The 17,199-nt window shown below is 45.8% G+C and carries 8 protein-coding genes; all 8 read left to right on the plus strand.

What is annotated here, in order from left to right:
- Positions 1-84: 84 nt before the first annotated feature.
- Positions 85-882, plus strand: a complete 798-nt coding sequence (locus HB364_RS32775) for a hypothetical protein (protein ID WP_167292687.1) — start codon at positions 85-87, stop codon at positions 880-882.
- A gap of 515 nt (positions 883-1,397) precedes the next feature.
- Entirely contained in the window at positions 1,398-4,541 is a 3,144-nt protein-coding gene (locus tag HB364_RS32780) for a SusC/RagA family TonB-linked outer membrane protein (protein ID WP_167292688.1), read from the plus strand.
- 17 nt (positions 4,542-4,558) lie between these two features.
- The gene (locus tag HB364_RS32785) at positions 4,559-6,043 is read left to right on the plus strand and encodes a SusD/RagB family nutrient-binding outer membrane lipoprotein (protein WP_167292689.1); all 1,485 of its coding nucleotides are present in this window, start codon (positions 4,559-4,561) and stop codon (positions 6,041-6,043) included.
- Positions 6,044-6,391: 348 nt separating this feature from the next.
- Positions 6,392-9,628 (plus strand): SusC/RagA family TonB-linked outer membrane protein, encoded by a 3,237-nt coding sequence (locus HB364_RS32790; protein WP_167292690.1) that lies wholly within the window; start codon positions 6,392-6,394, stop codon positions 9,626-9,628.
- 25 nt (positions 9,629-9,653) lie between these two features.
- A complete protein-coding gene (locus tag HB364_RS32795) occupies positions 9,654-11,096 on the plus strand; it encodes a SusD/RagB family nutrient-binding outer membrane lipoprotein (RefSeq protein WP_167292691.1) in 1,443 nt (480 codons plus the stop codon).
- 30 nt (positions 11,097-11,126) lie between these two features.
- Positions 11,127-12,125, plus strand: a complete 999-nt coding sequence (locus HB364_RS32800) for a BT_3987 domain-containing protein (protein WP_167292692.1) — start codon at positions 11,127-11,129, stop codon at positions 12,123-12,125.
- A 334-nt stretch (positions 12,126-12,459) separates the two neighbouring features.
- Positions 12,460-15,678, plus strand: a complete 3,219-nt coding sequence (locus HB364_RS32805; protein ID WP_167292693.1) for a SusC/RagA family TonB-linked outer membrane protein — start codon at positions 12,460-12,462, stop codon at positions 15,676-15,678.
- A 29-nt stretch (positions 15,679-15,707) separates the two neighbouring features.
- Positions 15,708-17,156, plus strand: coding sequence for a SusD/RagB family nutrient-binding outer membrane lipoprotein (locus tag HB364_RS32810; RefSeq protein WP_167292694.1), 1,449 nt, complete (start codon positions 15,708-15,710; stop codon positions 17,154-17,156).
- Positions 17,157-17,199 lie beyond the last annotated feature (43 nt).

Consider the following 17,199-nt stretch of genomic DNA (forward strand, 5'->3'; position numbering starts at 1 on the left):
TTTTATATATTTATAGGAAATGACCAGGTCGCCGGGTAATAATAAGCCGGTGACCAGTATTGCTTACCTTAAAAACCATACAGTATGGCACGCTTGAATCCGGATAATACCTGGAGAGGTTCAGTAGGAAAATATTCCTATTACAAGATGCGGGGCATCGATACACCCATTGTAAGGAGTAAGGGAGGCGCCAGCAAAGAGACCATTAAAACCCATCCCAGATTTGAACAAACACGGCGTATCAATGCCGAATTCGGGGGGCGTGCATCAGCCAGTAAAAGGATCATGCGCATGCTGTGGCCACTGAAATCGCTGGCCGACTACAATATTGCCGGTCCGCTCAATGCCTTGTTGAAACCCATCCAGGCATTGGATGACCAAAGTGAACTGGGAGAAAGGAATATATTGTTGTCATTGAACCCTGGCATCCTGGAAGGCTTTTCCCTCAACCGGAAACTGTCTTTTGATTCTATTGTACGCACCCATCTTAACTGGTCATTCTCGCAGGAAGAGTTGCAGGCCACCATTGATATTCCGGCGCTGTTGCCGGGCATTAATCTGTTTGCTTCCACTTCTCATCCCGTGTTTTCCATGATAGCTGTATTGGGTATTGTTCCTGACCTGTTCTATAGCCCCACTAAGTATATCACCACCTCTGATGAATACAATGAATTTGTTCCTGTGATGGCGTCAACGTCCTGGTTCCCTGTACTGGAAGGCTCGGAGCCCGTTAGCCTGACTTTACCTTATCTCTTCGCTCCGCCCGATGATGGTTATAGTATGATGCTTTCCGTCGGCATTTGCTTTGGCAGGATGCGTAATGCCTCCACGATAGAACAAGTGCCGTATGCAGGAGCGGCACGGATACTGGCTATGGCATGATCACTTCAACTATACAAAAACATCCTTTTCTTCCCCGCTGAGTATCCGGCTTTACGGTTCTTATGCCTCCTTTGCCCGCGCTTCGTCTCAATTCACCATTCCGCTGCATTCAATACCCATCTTACATTAACGGCCTGTTAATAATGTTATTAAAGAACGATTAAAAAATGTATTGGGTAGTAGGTTGATCTATACAGTTAGTATGGAATGAAACAGGTTTTCACTTACCTGAAACCGGCATTAACAATTTTTGGCACGCCTGCTAAATCATTACTGGTGCTTTGTTTCACGGAATTAGCGAGTGAGTATGCGATTGTTAACAAGCGATTAACCAGTCATTAACATCAATTAAAATGGGGTTAATAATAAGTTAACAGACTCTTAAATAACCAGCGTTTAAGTTAATTGCAGTGTCTATTTTCAAATTCAAAGGAACTTAATTTGTCTGGCACCGTAGCAGCCATATTAATGTCCTTTCTGGTTACTGGTTACATTAATAACAATTAAAAAGACACATGAGAAAGATTCTATCACTGCTAACAGTGCTGGTGACATGCACTGTTATGACCTTTGCCCAATCCCGCCCGGTGACTGGCCAGGTCAAAGACAGCAAAGGTGATCCCGTCCCCTTTGCCAGTATCAAGATCAAAGGCGCCAATACCGGAACTGCCGCCGACGCCAACGGAAATTTTACCATCAGTGCACCCGAAGGAGCTACTTTAGTGATCAGTGCTTCCGGCTTTACCGATACAGAAGCAAAGGTAGGCGCTACTGGTCCCGTGAACGTTTCGCTGCAAGGCAATGCAGCCATGCAGGAAGTAGTAGTAACTGCGTTGGGCGTTTCCAAATCTAAAAGAGCGGTAGGTGTAGCCGTTCAGGAGATCCAGGGTGATAAGTTGACCCAGACCAAACAGGTGGACCTGAACACGGCACTGGCCGGCAGGGTAGCAGGTATCCAGGTACTGGGTGGCTCCGGCGCCAAGTTTGGTACTTCTACTGTGCGTATCCGTGGTGTAAACACCCTTGGCACCGGTAACCCGCTATATGTAGTAAATGGCGTTCCTATTTCAGATGCCCGCGACCTGAACACAGATGATGTGGAGTCAGTATCTGTATTGAAAGGACCTGCAGCCACTGCCTTATACGGTCAGCGTGGTTCTGAAGGGGTGATCCTCATCACTACCAAAAAAGGAAAACGTGGCCCCGGAATAGGATTGGACTTTAATCAAAGCACCACCTTCGAAAGAGTAGCCACCTTACCCAAATACCAAAACGAATATGGTGGTGGTTATTCTCAGGATTGGTACACCTTCCAGTACGATCCTGCTGTAGATGCTCCGGCATTGGCAGCTATGGATGGCGCCAAATACTATGATTACTTTGGTGATGAAAGCTGGGGCCCCCGTATGGATGGAACCCTGTATGCTCCCTGGTATGCCTGGGATCCCGAAGATCCCGATTATGCCAAACAAAAGCCTTTTGTACCGCAGCCGGATAACGTTCGTGATTTCTACAATACCGGTGTGGCTTATAATACCAACGTGGCTTTCTCAAAGGTTACTGATAATTCCAACACAAGGGTTTCTTTCACCAACCTCGTAAGAACAGGTGTAACCCCCAACAGCCGCCAAACCAAAAACTGGTTGTCTATCAATAACAGCATAGACCTCACCAAAAAGTTTACGTTGGCCACCAACATCAACTATACGTATGAATACCTGTTCAATGTACCACAGGAAGGATACGGTACACAAACTGCGGGTTCCTTCAACCAGTGGTTCCAACGTAACCTCGAAATGGACAAGCTGAAAAGGTATAAAAGATCGGATGGCTCCTTTACTTCCTGGAATATCAATGGTCCCCGTGATACCGCTCCCAAATACTGGGATAATCCGTATACAGAAGTATATGAGAATATCAGCAACAACAAACGCCAGCGTATTTATGGAAACATAGGCGCTACGTATAAATTCACGCCGCACCTCAGGGTATCGGTACTGGCAAGGGCTGATGTGTATAACCAGAACTTTAACAGCCGGGTGGCTTCCAGTACCCTCAACCTGGATGCCTACAGGACTTACACCAACAATACCCGTGAGCTGAATTTTGTAGGTAACGTGGAATATGATAATCAGTTTGGCGATCTTTCCCTGCGTGCAGGCGCTTATGTAGAAAAAAGAACCAACTACAGCAACTATGTAAATGAAGCTACTGCCGGTGGCCTCAGCATTCCCAACTTCTACAACATTGCTGCTTCCAAGAACAGGCCCACTACCAACAATACCGAGATCCGTAAGGAAGTAAGAAGTATCTATGGCTATACTTCACTGGGTTGGAAGAACATGCTGTTCCTGGACCTGAATATCCGGAATGACTGGTCTTCTGCATTACCTGTTTCCGATAACTCTTACTTATATGGTGGTGTGTCAACCTCATTCGTCTTCACTGAATTAATGAAGCCGAATAATATCCTGAGCTTTGGTAAGATCAGGGCTTCCATTGCCCGTGTGGGAACAGATATTGATCCTTACCAGATCTACCAGACTTATACGGTGGGAAATCCTTATGATACCTATCCTACGCTCACAGTACCCAACACCATTCCCAACCAGGTGCTGAAGCCAACATTGTCTACTTCTTATGAAATAGGTACAGAGCTGCGCTTCGTGAACAACAGGGTGCGTTTTGATTTCAACTATTATAACCGGGAAGCTAAAAACCAGATCATCAACCTTACCATCCCAAGTTCTACCGGTTACAGCGCAGCACTGGTAAATGCTGGTAACATTACCAATAGTGGTATTGAGATCACGCTTGGTGGTACGCCGGTAAGAACAAAAGACTTTAGCTGGGATATTGACTTCAACATAGGGTTTAACAAGAACGAAGTGAAAGAGCTCTATGGAGAAAGCAAGAACCTGCTGGTGAATCCGGCCGGTCTGGGCGCTTCCTTTGGATTTGTAGGTACACCCGGCGTTTCTGTCAATGCCCGTGTAGGTGAAACCTATGGTATGCTCATTGGTACCGGTTACAAGCGTAATGCAGCCGGACAGAAGCTGGTAGACGATGAAGGATATCCTGTACTTGAACAAAACAAGGAACTGGGTTCTATTCTGCCCGATTATACCGGTGGTATCTACAATGAGCTCACTTATAAAAACTTTACCCTCAGCTTTGCTATTGACTTCCAGAAAGGTGGTAAGCTGATGTCGCTGACCAGCATGGTCAATGCAGGTTCTGGTTTGTCTGAAATTACAGTAGGCAATAACGACAGGGGCAAACCCAAGCGTGATGCTGTAGACGATGGTGGTGGCGTACGTGTGGATGGCGTGCGTGAATCAGATGGTAAGGTCAATGATATTTACCTGGATGCAAAGGAATATTATGAAACCGTACTCTCTTCTCTTTGGGAAGAATGGATCTATGATGCAACATTCGTAAAACTGCGTGAAGTAAGACTGGGATACAACCTTCCCAAACGCTGGTACCAGAAATTGTCTATTCAAAATGCCAACTTCTCCATCATCGCGCAGAATCCCTGGCTGATCTACAGCACGGTGAAAGGAATTGATCCTACACAGTTGCAAACACCCTGGTTCGACAGTGGTCAGCTGCCAGGTACACGCACATTGGGCTTTAACCTGAAGTTGCAGTTCTAACCATTAAAAAGAGAATAATGAAAACAAATATTGTCAAGTATATAACTTCCTGCTTACTGGTTGCTGCTGTGATAGCATCCTGTAAGAAACCAAGTGATTTTGGTGATCTGAACGTGGATCCCAATAACCCTTCCGATCCCAATACGGCTTTAATGTTCACCAATGCCATCCGTTCCGGATTAAGTACCGGTGTGGGCGCCGTGAACGCACCGGATGGCCTGCTATATGTACAGCACATCTCTGAAGTATTTTATACCAGCGCTTCCCTGTATACCAGCCGGATCTTTGATTATAATGGATTGTATAATGGGGCGCTGGCCGACCTGCAAAAGATCATAGACCTTAATACTGCCGATGATACAAAGAGTAAACCTTCTGTTATTGCCGGTGGTTCTAATGGCAATCAACTGGCAGCCGCCCGCATCCTGAAGGCGCATATCTTCCTGCAAATGGCCGATAGGTGGGGTGATATTCCTTATTCGGCTTCCCTGAAAGGATCAACCGACATTACACCCGCTTTTGATGAGCAGGAAAAGGTGTACAAAGCGCTTTTGCAGGAACTGAAGGATGCTGTTACGACTATTGATAACGGAGCCGGTCCTGCGGGCGATATCCTCCTGGAAGGTGATATGGACTGGTGGAAACAATGGGCTGCTTCTATCCGTGCGATCATTGCACTGCGTTTGTCTAAGGCAGATCCTGCTACGGGTAAAACAGAATTCGCAGCAGCAGTGGCAGATGGCATGCTGGAAGATAATGACCACAATGTTTATTATTATTACCTGAGTGATGCCAATAACCAGAATCCCTGGTATAACAACTATATCGTGGGTAAAAGGTACGACTATGCTGTAAGTAAGCCCCTGGTAGATAAACTGCAATCTCTTAATGACCCACGCTTACCGGTTTTTGCCGATAAAACAGGTACGGGTACTTACGTAGGCATGCCCTATGGCCTTACTTCTCCCGTGGGTTATTCCGCAGGTACTGTTACCAATCCCGGTAACATCTCCCTGATTGGTTCAGCTTTCCGCCAGCAAAATTCCAAGACAGCCATTACTACTTTTGCCCAATTGCAGTTTGCACAGGCGGAAGCAGCTCACCTGGGTTGGATTTCCGGTGGTGAAGCAGCAGCGGCTACTTATTACCTGGCCGGTATCAAGGCTTCCCTGGAACAATTTGGTGTAGGGGCTGGTTATGCCGTTTATATTGCTCAGCCGGCCGTAGTCTATAACCCTGCCAACGCAGTAGAGTTGATCCAAACCCAGAAATGGATAGCCAGCTACCTCGGCAATGGCTATGAAGCATGGGCTGAATGGAGGAGAACAGGCTACCCTGTATTAACCCCCGCTCCGGATGCCGCACCGGTTTCCGGCGGACAGATACCCCGCAGGCAAGCCTATCCAACCACCGAAAGAGATCTTAATACCGAAAACTATAATATAGTAATTGGCCGTCAGGGCGCCGACGAGCTCACTACCAAAACCTGGGTAGACCAGTAACGCTTTTTATTTTATGTGACTGTAATAGCCGGTGTAGTTCCCTACAGCCGGCTTTTTTAATGTCCTTATTTTAACAGGTAAGAATAAGGGAGCGGATAACGGTTACCCTTCCCTGTCAATATGGCGTCTATACCCCGTAAAAAGTAGCTAATACACAGAAAATCAATGTTCATCAGCTTTTTCAGAGACCGGACTTATAAGCCCGATAAACTTTTCATGTAAAACATTGCAGCACTTTATTTTTCCCGTTTGTCTACCCATGGTAGCTCCTATCCTATTTTAACATTTTCTTGGGTTATTCGAAAGTTGCTATATTTACGACGGTCACATTTTTAAAATTACAGTCACATGAGAAAATTTCTATCACTGCTCGCAGTGCTGGTACTGTATACGGTATTGGCATATGCGCAAACCAAAACTGTTACCGGAAAGATAACAGATGAAACCGGAGATCCGGTTCCTTTCGCCACGGTAGTCATCAAGGGCACTAAGATTGCCTTCGTCTCCGATGCCAGTGGCACTTTCTCCGCAAAAGTTAAACCGGGCGACATTTTAGTAGTTTCAGCCCAAAGTCTTACCACCAAAGAGATTACAGTAGGCGCCAGCAATGTGGTGTCTGTTACGCTGGCAAAAAGTAACACTGCTCTGGCTGAGGTGGTGGTTACAGGCGCCTACAACACCAAAAGAACACAGCGTAGTACTTCGTACAATGCGCAGATAGTGACCGGCGAACAACTGAATACTATCCGCCAGACCAACCTCAACGGGGCCCTGGCAGGTAAAGTATCCGGTCTTCAGTTCCGTGGCCAGTCTGCCGGTAAGTTGGGCGAAGCTGGCACAATCCGCCTGCGGGGTGCTTCCGGCCTTGGGGGCGATGAAGGTCTCATCTATGTGGTAGATGGTACCATCCTGCCCAGTGTGAATGACATCAATCTGGACGATGTGGAAAAGTTAGACGTTCTCCAGGGACCTGCTGCTGCTGCCCAGTTTGGACCGCAAGGATCCAACGGCGCCATTATTATTACCATGCGCAAGGGCAAAAAGAACGCACGCGGTATCGGTGTTGATGTTAACCTGGGCGTCCAGATCGAAAAAGTATATAACCTGCCCAATTACCAGAACTCCTATGCAGGTGGTAACACTTCCGACCTGAAATTATATACCTGGGAAGCAGGCCAGCCCGAAGAATGGAAAGCGCTGGATGGTAAATATTACCACAATTATTCTGATGACGCCAGTTGGGGTCCGCGTATGGTAGGCCAGGAGTACATTCCCTGGTATGCCTGGTACGGCGGTAGTAAATACTCCTACAAAACGGCCAAACTGGCGCCTCAGCCGGATAATGCCAAAGATTTCTTCAACACAGGTAATATACTCAATAACTCAGTTTCTTTCAGCAAGGCAACGGATAACATGAACTTCCGGGTGTCCTATGGCAATGTGGATGTTAAAGGTATATTGCCCACCACTACCCTTAAAAAGCATACACTCAATCTCACTGCCAGTGTTGACCTCAATTCTCACTTTACCGTGAGCGCCAACGTGAACTATTTCAGCCAGGTTAAAAAGGGTGAGTTCAATGATGATTATTCCAATCAAACCACCGGTTCCTTCAACCAGTGGTTCCACCGCAATGTGGATATGGGGATCATGAAAGAATTAAAAGGACTGAAAGCAGCCGATGGCGTATATGCCAGTTGGAACCACCAGGACCCTAATACCTATGACCCTGCCAAACCAAATGCATTTTATGCCGGTAATTATTGGTACAACTTCTATACCTGGTTCGACCTGGTAAAACCTGTTGAAAACCGGGACCGGTTATTTGGCGACCTCTCACTGACCTATAAGCTCAACAACGATTTTCAAATACGCGCTACCTACCGTAAGCAACAGAATACCATCTGGTTCGAAGACAAATTCGCTTCTGACCTGGTAACCAGCGGTACGCAAACAACCGGCAACTGCCCGCAATGTAAAGGATACTATGCCACCGGCGAGTCCTATTCCAACAGGCAGAACTATGAATTGCTGGCTACTTTTTCTAAAAAGATCAATGATTTCTCCCTTAATTTGAATGCAGGGTCCGACTTTTTCAAATACGTACTGAAAAGCAATAGCGCTGCTACGGATAATGGTCTCAGTGTTCCCAACCTTTATACCATTGAAAACTCTGTGGATAAGCCCAAAACCGCTAATGGCAGGGTCGAAGAAAAATACCGTGCCATCCTTGCAAGGGGTGATGTTGGTTTCAGGAATTTTGCATTCTTTGATTTCACATTGCGCAATGACTGGTTCTCTACCTTGCCAGGTGATGACAACAGCGTTTTGTCTAAATCATTTGGTGCTTCATTGGTATTCAGCGACCTGGTTAAACTTCCCTGGCTAAGCTTTGGTAAGGTCCGTGCTTCCTGGGGCGAAATACCCAAAGCGCTTGGTGTAAACGCTACTACTTTCGGCGCTTATCGCTATCCCGGTTTTGATTATACCATGGATGAGCGCAAATGGCTCACCAACTTTCTGATGACAACACCCGATCAATTGGTTGATTCTGCTATTCATGGCGCTGTAAAAACACAGAAAGAAATTGGTCTTGATCTCAGGTTCCTGAACAACAGGGTCGGTATTTCAGCTACCTACTGGGATGGTACCGAAAAAGATATGCCACTGGCTGTTAGTGTAAACGGCGCAAGCGGTTTTACTTCCAAACTCATCAATACCGGTAAGATCACCAGGAAAGGTATTGACCTTCAACTGAACGTACGCCCCATCTGGTGGGATAACCTGAAATGGGAGATTAACGGTACCTGGGGTTACCTGCTTGAAAATAAAGTAGTAAAAATTTCAGACGAACTGACAAGGCTCCCGCCACTGGAAACTTTGTGGGGCAGCACGGCGCCTGTACTGGTTCATGAGGCAGGACTGCAATGGGGCCAGTTATTCGGTAACGGTATTAAACGTCTTAATGGTAAGCCTATTCTTACTGATGAGGGCTTTTATATCAACGACCCCAATGTGCATTTCGGAAGCGTATTGCCCAAATACACAGGTGGCTTACAGAACAGCTTTGAAATATTCAAAGATTTTACAGTTAATGTAAATATTGATTACCAGTATGGTGGTAAATTCTTCTCCCTGTCTGATATGTGGGGTTCTTATTCTGGTCTTACTGCCCGTACAGCAGCCGTAAATGACAAGGGGATACCCGTTCGTGATCCGGTAGCAGCCGGCGGTGGCGTGCATGTATTTGGGGTGGATGAAGATGGTAAGGATGTCAACTACTATGTGGATGCGCAGGAATATTATCATGGCTTGTATAACAATAAGACCATGGATGAATTTATCTACGACCTCACCTTTGTAAAGCTTCGTGAATTATCTATTGGTTATAACCTTCCTTTAAAGAAACTGGGATGGGACAGGTTTATGAACAGGGCTACCTTCTCTCTGGTGGCCAGGAATCCTGTGCTTATCTATGCGAAAACCAGTGATTTTGATCCTTCTGAGATCAGTGATCTGTCTGGTGAAACCGGTAACCTGCCTGGTTCAAGGGGCTTTGGTTTTAACCTGCGTATATCATTCTAATTGGATAATTACTAAACGAACTTATATGAACAATAAAATATTTGTGATCATTTTTGGCTTATCGCTGTTTGCAACGACAAGCTGTAGTAAGCTGGAAGATTTTGGCGATACCAACGTAAACCCCGGTGGTATTAACGATCCTATTCCCGGTGCGCTGTTGACCAACGTACTGGCCAATCTGTCCAGCTATGCCACGAGTACAAGAGGTGGATTATACTGTCAATATTTTTCAGAAACCCAATACACCGATGTATCGTTGTATAGTTTGCCGCAGATATCCTTTTCCGGCGAGTATTCCGGTTTATTGATGGACCTGCAAAACATCATTAACCTGAAGGTGAACGACAACATGACGGCAGTATCCCGGATCACAAAAGCATATATCTTCTGGAATATTACCGACCGTTGGGGAGAAGTTCCCTATTCTGAAGCATTGCTGGGAAAGGCATTGCCAAAATATGATACCCAGGAAGATATCTACCGCGGTATACTGAAGGAGCTGACAGAAGCATCTGCTCAATTCAATAACAGTGGCGGTATTACCGGTGACATCATATTTGGCGGCAGCACCGACAAGTGGAAAAAAGTAGCCAACTCACTTCGTTTGTTCATCTCTTTGCGCCTGTCTAATAAATTCCCGGCCAGCAATGGTTTTGCTGCTACTGAATTTAAAGCAGCATTAACAGCAGCGGGTGGTATCATTACTACCAATGCCGATAATTGGGTGGCGAAATATCCCGGTGATGACTTTAAAAGTCCCTGGTGGGGCCTGTATGATGGAAGGAAAGACTTTGCGGAAAGCAAGACCATGACCGACTTACTGGGCTCCTTAGGTGATGGCCGGTCCAATGCATTTGGTGGCGCAACAGAAGACCTTACTGCCAACAATTGGAATGAACCCTCTACCGTGGGTGTGCCATATGGTTTGAAAAGAGCCAGTGCAGAGACCTTCACAGGTGATAATCCCACCTGGGCGCGCATTCTGCGGGGCAACCTAAGAGAAGCAGATGATGCTGTTGTCATTGTAAGTGCCGCTGAAGTATTATTGGCCCGTGCAGAAGCTGCTGATCGTGGCTGGACTTCTGAAACTGCGCTGACTTTATACCAGGATGGTATCAAGGCCTCTTTTGAACAGTGGGGACTGAGTGCACCGGCTGCCGGCTATTTTACACAAAGTAATGTGGCTTTTACAGCTCCTGTGGGAACTGGAGCCAATTTAAAGCAAATAGCTACCCAACGTTATATTGCCACTTATCCCGATGGCCTGCAAGGGTGGGCTGAGTGGAGAAGAACAGGATACCCTGTACTTACACCAGCTCCCGATGCCACCAATGCTTCCGGGCAAATACCAACGCGTTTTGTATACCACAGCTCTGAGTTTGGAACCAACAAAGCAGCCGTTGAAGAAGCAGTGAAAAGAATACCTGGTGGCGATACACAGGACTCTAAAGTATGGTGGGATCAATAACCGACATATCAATCGTAAAACTAATTAATTATGAAATCTAGAATAATGAATTATGCGTTGCTGGCTGGTACTGTGTCGTTATTGTTTACATCCTGTATAAAGGACGATGTAAAGGATACCACTACTGAAGGCAGCACTACTGTAAAACTGCTCCAGGCACCTGAGAATAAATTCTTCTTTGAACCTTTCACAGAGGTAAGAACGCTGCACTTGTTTAGTCTGCGGAAAGATGCCAATTCAGAAAGTGAACTAAATAAGCCATTGGCGGTAAAGGTGCAGCCCAATACTACACTGATTGCCAATTACAATGCGGCTAACAATGCCAACTTTGAAATACTGCCCGATAGTTTGTACACGCTTGATCCCGGTAATCCGAAAGTCGGGGGCATTTATGAAATGAATATGACTGCCAGCCAGTTTGCCAAAGAGTTCACTATTAAGCTGAATGGCTCAAAATGGAATTTATCTAAAAAATACGCATTGGGATTTACTATCAGTGATGCTGGTGGTAAAGCAATTCCTGATGGCAAGAAAGATATTCTTGTGCTGATCAGTATCAAGAATAAGTGGGATGGCGTGTATGTGGCTACCGGTACATTGGTTGATAATTATATTCCTACCCTGACCGGCATTTATGATGATCCCGGAGGTTTCGGAGAGGATGTTCTCTACAGCCTTCAAACCGTAAGTGCTACTGAGTGCGTAGTAGTTAGTGCAACTTATCAGGGTATACCTTGTATACCCATTTGGGATCTGAATGCCCAGGATTGGTCATATTATGGCAACTTTGGTATAATAGTTACTTTTGACCCTGCTACCGATAAAGTTACAAAAGTGATTAATTATTATGGTCAGCCTGCTCCTAATACAAGGTCTGCCAATCTTGATCCTTCAGGGGTAAATGCATATGATGAAGCGTCTAAGACGGTTAAAATTAAATATTTCATGATGCAGCCCAGTGTTATACCCGATCCGCCACATATACGGGTGAAGATAGATGAAGAATGGAAATTTGTACGCGCCCGCTAATGACGGTATATAAGTAATACCTGGTAACAAACAAGTGTGCTGTTATTATAAAATGTTCAATTAAAAAACGCTCCTGCCCTCGACCCGGAGCGTTTTTATTGTCTGCTTCCACACCTTATATGCCAGGCAGGGCTTATGCTAAATACATCATATCCTTCCTGCTGTTTTTTGCGGGAAAGGGGCTGCTTTGATTGAAAATAATCCGGGCGAGGGGCAAAAATCACAGGCGTAGCACTCTTTTTATTGACGGGAAACAATTAATTATTGTCAATCTTTTTTTAAAAAATAAAATTGTCCTACATTTAATCAGTTTCAAACCAAACTAATTAGTCACATGAGAAAAATTCTATCACTGCTTGCAGTGCTGGTATGCTTTAGTATACCTGTGCTGTCACAGACAAGGCCTATCTCTGGCCAGGTAACAGATGCCTCAGGAACGCCCGTTCCATTTGCATCAATTGTTATAAAATCTTCCAAAACAGGTGTTACTTCCGACGAAAATGGCAACTTCAGGATCAATGCAGCCACGGGCGATGTATTGGTGGTAAGTGCTGTTGGTGTTAAGTCGCTGGAGTTCACGGTGCAAGCAGGCAACACGGCTGCTATCAAGGTAGAAAAAACAGGTATATTAGAAGAAGTAGTAGTAGCTGCGTTTGGCGTAAAAAAAGAAAAGAAAGCGCTGGGTTACTCTGTACAGGAAGTAAAAGGTGAAAACCTGACAGTAGCTAAATCTGTTGACCTTAGCTCTGCGCTCGCCGGTAAAGTAGCAGGCGTTCAACTGGTAGGTTCTCCCAGTTCTACATTCGATAATGCCAGCGTATTGATCCGCGGTGTAACAGGTCTTGGCCCGGTTGCTCCCATCTTTGTGCTGGATGGAACCATCACCGATCAGGAGAATATTATTATGGATAACGTGGAAAACGTGTCTGTATTGAAAGGCCCGTCTGCCACCGCTATTTATGGTCAGCGTGCAGCCAATGGCGTTGTACTCATCACTTCCAAAAAAGGCTCCCGCAAAAAAACAAGTGGCGTAGAAGTGAACCTGGGTGTCACTGCCGAAACCATATCCCTGTTACCACCTTATCAGAATGAATATGCCGGTGGTTACACCGGTGCAGCCAGCACACCCGGTACTGCCTATGATGCCAATGGCAATTACCTGTTTAAATACAATGCTTCCAAACATCCTGCTTCCTGGGCTGCTTTCAACGGGCAAACCATAATTGAGTATGGCGCCGATGAAAGCTGGGGACCTAAAATGGATGGCCGTTTATACCGTCCTTACTGGAGCTGGTATCCTGGAGATGAGTTTGGGAAATTGGTTCCCCTCACGCCGCAGCCCAATAACGTAGATGATTTCTTCCGTACAGGATTCAACTATAACAACACAGTAGCTTTTACCAGTGGTGCGGACAATTATAATTTTAAATTTACTTATGGTAATCAGAACCGCTCACTTGTAGTTCCCAATGCCAAGAGGGATCAGCACCAGATCGGTGTGAACGGCGCTTATGATATCGGTAAAGCAATTACGATCTCTACCGACATTATCTATACAACCGCCAAAACAAAAGGTAAACCAACGGAAGGTTATGATCTCAGCGGTTTGAATGTTACTCAAAATTTCAACCAATGGTTCCAGCGTCAATTGGACATGAACCGGATGAAACAATACCGCCAACCCGATGGCAGCCTTAACTCCTGGAATATTGGCGATCCCAATGGTAGTTCCGATCCGGCCGTTTACACCGTACCACAATATTGGGATAACCCCTGGTTTGTAGTAAATGAGAATTTTGCTACCGGTTTAAGCAACAGGCTGGTAGGTAATGTAGGCATGAATGTTAAACTGGGTAGTCATTTCAACGTGCAATCATACGTGCGCATGAGCTACAATAACCAGGAAAATGATCAGCGCATGGCTACCGGCGGCCTGAACCTCGATTATTACAAAATAGACCAGCGTATTTTCCGGGAAATGAACTATGAGACCAACCTGAACTACCGGTTCCGCTTCAATGAATTTACCCTCGATGGCTTTGTGGGGGGTAACATCCGCAATGCGTACTACAGCCGGTTGAACATGTCAACAGAAGGAGGTTTATCTGCTCCTAACTACTTTGATATCTCTGCTTCTATTGCCCGTCCTTCCGTAAGCCGTGAGTACAGTACAAAACGTGTAAACAGTGTGTATGGTAAAGCATCAGTAGGCTATCGGGGATTTTTGTTTTTAGATGCCACCTTGCGTAATGACTGGTCTTCTGCATTACCTGAAGTAAATAACAGTTATCTCTATCCTTCTGTAAGTACCAGCTTCGTGTTTACTGAAGTGCTCAAATCTTCTCCTATCACTAATATACTGTCATTCGGTAAAATAAGAGCTTCCTGGGCACAGGTAGGTTCTGACCTGGATTTCAACCAGGTAAAACTAGCGATCACAAATGGATCACTCTATGGATCTAATCCTTCCATGACAATAGGCAACCAATACCGTTCAGGCCTGGTAGAACCAGCCCTTACCAAATCATGGGAAGTAGGCGCCGAACTTAAATTCCTGAATAACCGCCTCGGTCTGGACGTTGGTTATTATCATAATAACAACTCCAACCAGATCATTAGCCTGGATGTTTCCAGCGCCAGTGGCTTCTCTACGGCACAGGTAAATGCCGGTAGCATTGTGAGCAAGGGTATTGAGGTTTCTATTACCGGTACGCCGGTATCCACCAGGGATTTTTCCTGGGAGGTAAGCCTTAACTGGGCCAAGAACAATAACAAAGTGGAAAAACTGTACAAGGAAAGCAAGACCTATACATACGGTACAGCCCGCTATGATACCCGCCTGGAACATCGTGTAGGAGCTGAATGGGGTATGATGGTAGGCCGCAAATGGAAAAGGGATTCTGCTGGTAATACCATTATCCTGTCCAATGGTCAGCCCGATTACCTGACCAACCAGGACCTGGGCCAGGTATTGCCCGATTGGACCGGTGGTATGTTCAATGCGATCCGTTACAAGGACTTTGACCTGACTTTCTCTATAGACTTCCAGAAAGGTGGCTTATTCTATTCTGAGACCAGGAACTTCAATACCGGTACCGGTATGTCGGAAGAAACCGTAGGAAAGAATGACAAAGGATATGACTGGAGGGATTTCCCGGGCAGCTATACACTGGCCGGCGGTAATACCGGAAATGGCGGTATCCGTATTCCTGGCGTGTTTGCCGATGGAAAGGCCAATAACCGCTACATCAGCGCCCGTGGATACTTCTATACTGCCATGGGACGCGGTGCCGGTGAATTCTATGTATTGGATGCCTCTTACATAAAACTGAGGGAAGTAAGGTTGGGTTATACCATTCCTAAAAGAGTATTGCAAAACCTGAAAGTTGTTAAGAATGCCAACTTTGGTATCATCCTGAGTAATGCCTGGCTGATATGGGCAGAGGCCAAACAATTTGGTATTGATCCTTCTGAGCTGGAAGTATTCTGGAGAGAAGGTGGACAGTTGTCTCAAACCCGCCAGATTGGTGTGAACCTGCGTGTAGGCTTTTAATTCAGATTATTAACAACTAATTAAAGAGTATGAAAAAAATATTTGTATTACTTGTTACGGTAGCCGCATTGGCCGGTTGCAACAAGTTTGATGATCTCAACGTTTCCCCTACTGCATTGGCAGAACCCACCACCAGGGGGTTATTGACCAATGTACTGCAAAACCTCCCGGGTACTGCCTTTGGTAATAATACCGGTAATTTCTACGTCCAATATTTATCTGAAGGCCCCTATCCTGGCGGCTCCCTTTACAGTGCAAGGACTTTTGACTTTGCTGCCTATTATTCAGGCCCATTGTATGATCTGCAGAAAATCATTGAATACAATACCGACGAAGCTACCAAGGCTACTTTTGCCAACCCGGATAAATATGGGAGTCATGATAACCAGGTGGCAGTGGCCCGCATCCTGAAAGCTTACTTCTTCTGGTGGCTTACAGACCGCTATGGCGATATTCCTTATTCTGAAGCCTTACAAGGTGCTAAAGCTTTTGCACCTGCTTATGATAAGCAGCAGGCTATCTATACCGATCTGTTTAAAGAGTTAAAGGAAGCTGCTGCTATGATCAAGCCGGCTGAGAAAGCAGTAGTAGGGGACGTAATGCTCGATGGCGATATGGGCATGTGGAAAAAATTTGCTGCTACTACCCGCCTCATGATGTCGCTTCGTTTGATCAAAGTGGATTTTGCTAAGGGGAAGGCTGAATTTGAATCTGCCTTTGCCGATGGGGTTATTGCCAATGGGGAAGATATTATGTACAAGTACATTGCCGGCGATCCGAACAACTACAACCCCTGGTACAACAACTATTCCGTGAGCAACCGGAATGATTACGCCATCAGTACTACCATGACAGATTATATGGCGCCCAAAAACGATCCCCGTCTCAAAGTGTATGCAGAAATCTTAGATGATACGGTTGTTGGCTTACCATATGGTAAAAACGTAGCCGTCAATATACCGGCCATCTACAGCAGGATTGGTGATTATTTCAGAGGACAGGCGTCTCCTGCCACTATCTATTCCTATGCGCAGGTATTGTTTGCCCTGGCCGAAGCTGCCAAGGTGGGATACATTACCGGTGGCGATGGCGCTGCCGAATCCAATTATTATGCTGCTATTGAGGCATCCTGGAAGTTTTATGGTATTGAGTGGAACACTGCTAACCAGGCGGCTTTTGCCACCTATATAACAGAACCCGATGTAGCTTATACCCCCTCTACCGGTTACAAATCCATCATGACGGAAAAATGGATTCACCTGTACCTGAATGGGTATGAATCATGGGTTGATTGGCGCAGGACCGGCTTCCCCGTGTTAACACCCGCTGTAGACGCAATAGATCCCAAGGGCATACCGCTCAGGCAGGGATACCCTACGCAGGAAAAAGCCAATAATACCAAGAATTACACTGACGTGCTGGCAACAATGGGTGGTGTGGATGATAACTATGCCAAAGTGTGGTGGGATAAAGATTAATGCATATAAGCCTATAATAAAGCAAAATGCCCGGCCGCAGGCC

It is taken from the genome of Paraflavitalea devenefica (assembly GCF_011759375.1).
In the GTDB taxonomy this organism is placed as follows: domain Bacteria; phylum Bacteroidota; class Bacteroidia; order Chitinophagales; family Chitinophagaceae; genus Paraflavitalea; species Paraflavitalea devenefica.

Coding starts and splice junctions, on each gene's coding strand:
- HB364_RS32775 (WP_167292687.1), top strand. CDS start 85: ATGGCACGCTTGAATCCGGATAATACCTGGAGAGGTTCAGTAGGAAAA.
- HB364_RS32780 (WP_167292688.1), top strand. CDS start 1,398: ATGAGAAAGATTCTATCACTGCTAACAGTGCTGGTGACATGCACTGTT.
- HB364_RS32785 (WP_167292689.1), top strand. CDS start 4,559: ATGAAAACAAATATTGTCAAGTATATAACTTCCTGCTTACTGGTTGCT.
- HB364_RS32790 (WP_167292690.1), top strand. CDS start 6,392: ATGAGAAAATTTCTATCACTGCTCGCAGTGCTGGTACTGTATACGGTA.
- HB364_RS32795 (WP_167292691.1), top strand. CDS start 9,654: ATGAACAATAAAATATTTGTGATCATTTTTGGCTTATCGCTGTTTGCA.
- HB364_RS32800 (WP_167292692.1), top strand. CDS start 11,127: ATGAAATCTAGAATAATGAATTATGCGTTGCTGGCTGGTACTGTGTCG.
- HB364_RS32805 (WP_167292693.1), top strand. CDS start 12,460: ATGAGAAAAATTCTATCACTGCTTGCAGTGCTGGTATGCTTTAGTATA.
- HB364_RS32810 (WP_167292694.1), top strand. CDS start 15,708: ATGAAAAAAATATTTGTATTACTTGTTACGGTAGCCGCATTGGCCGGT.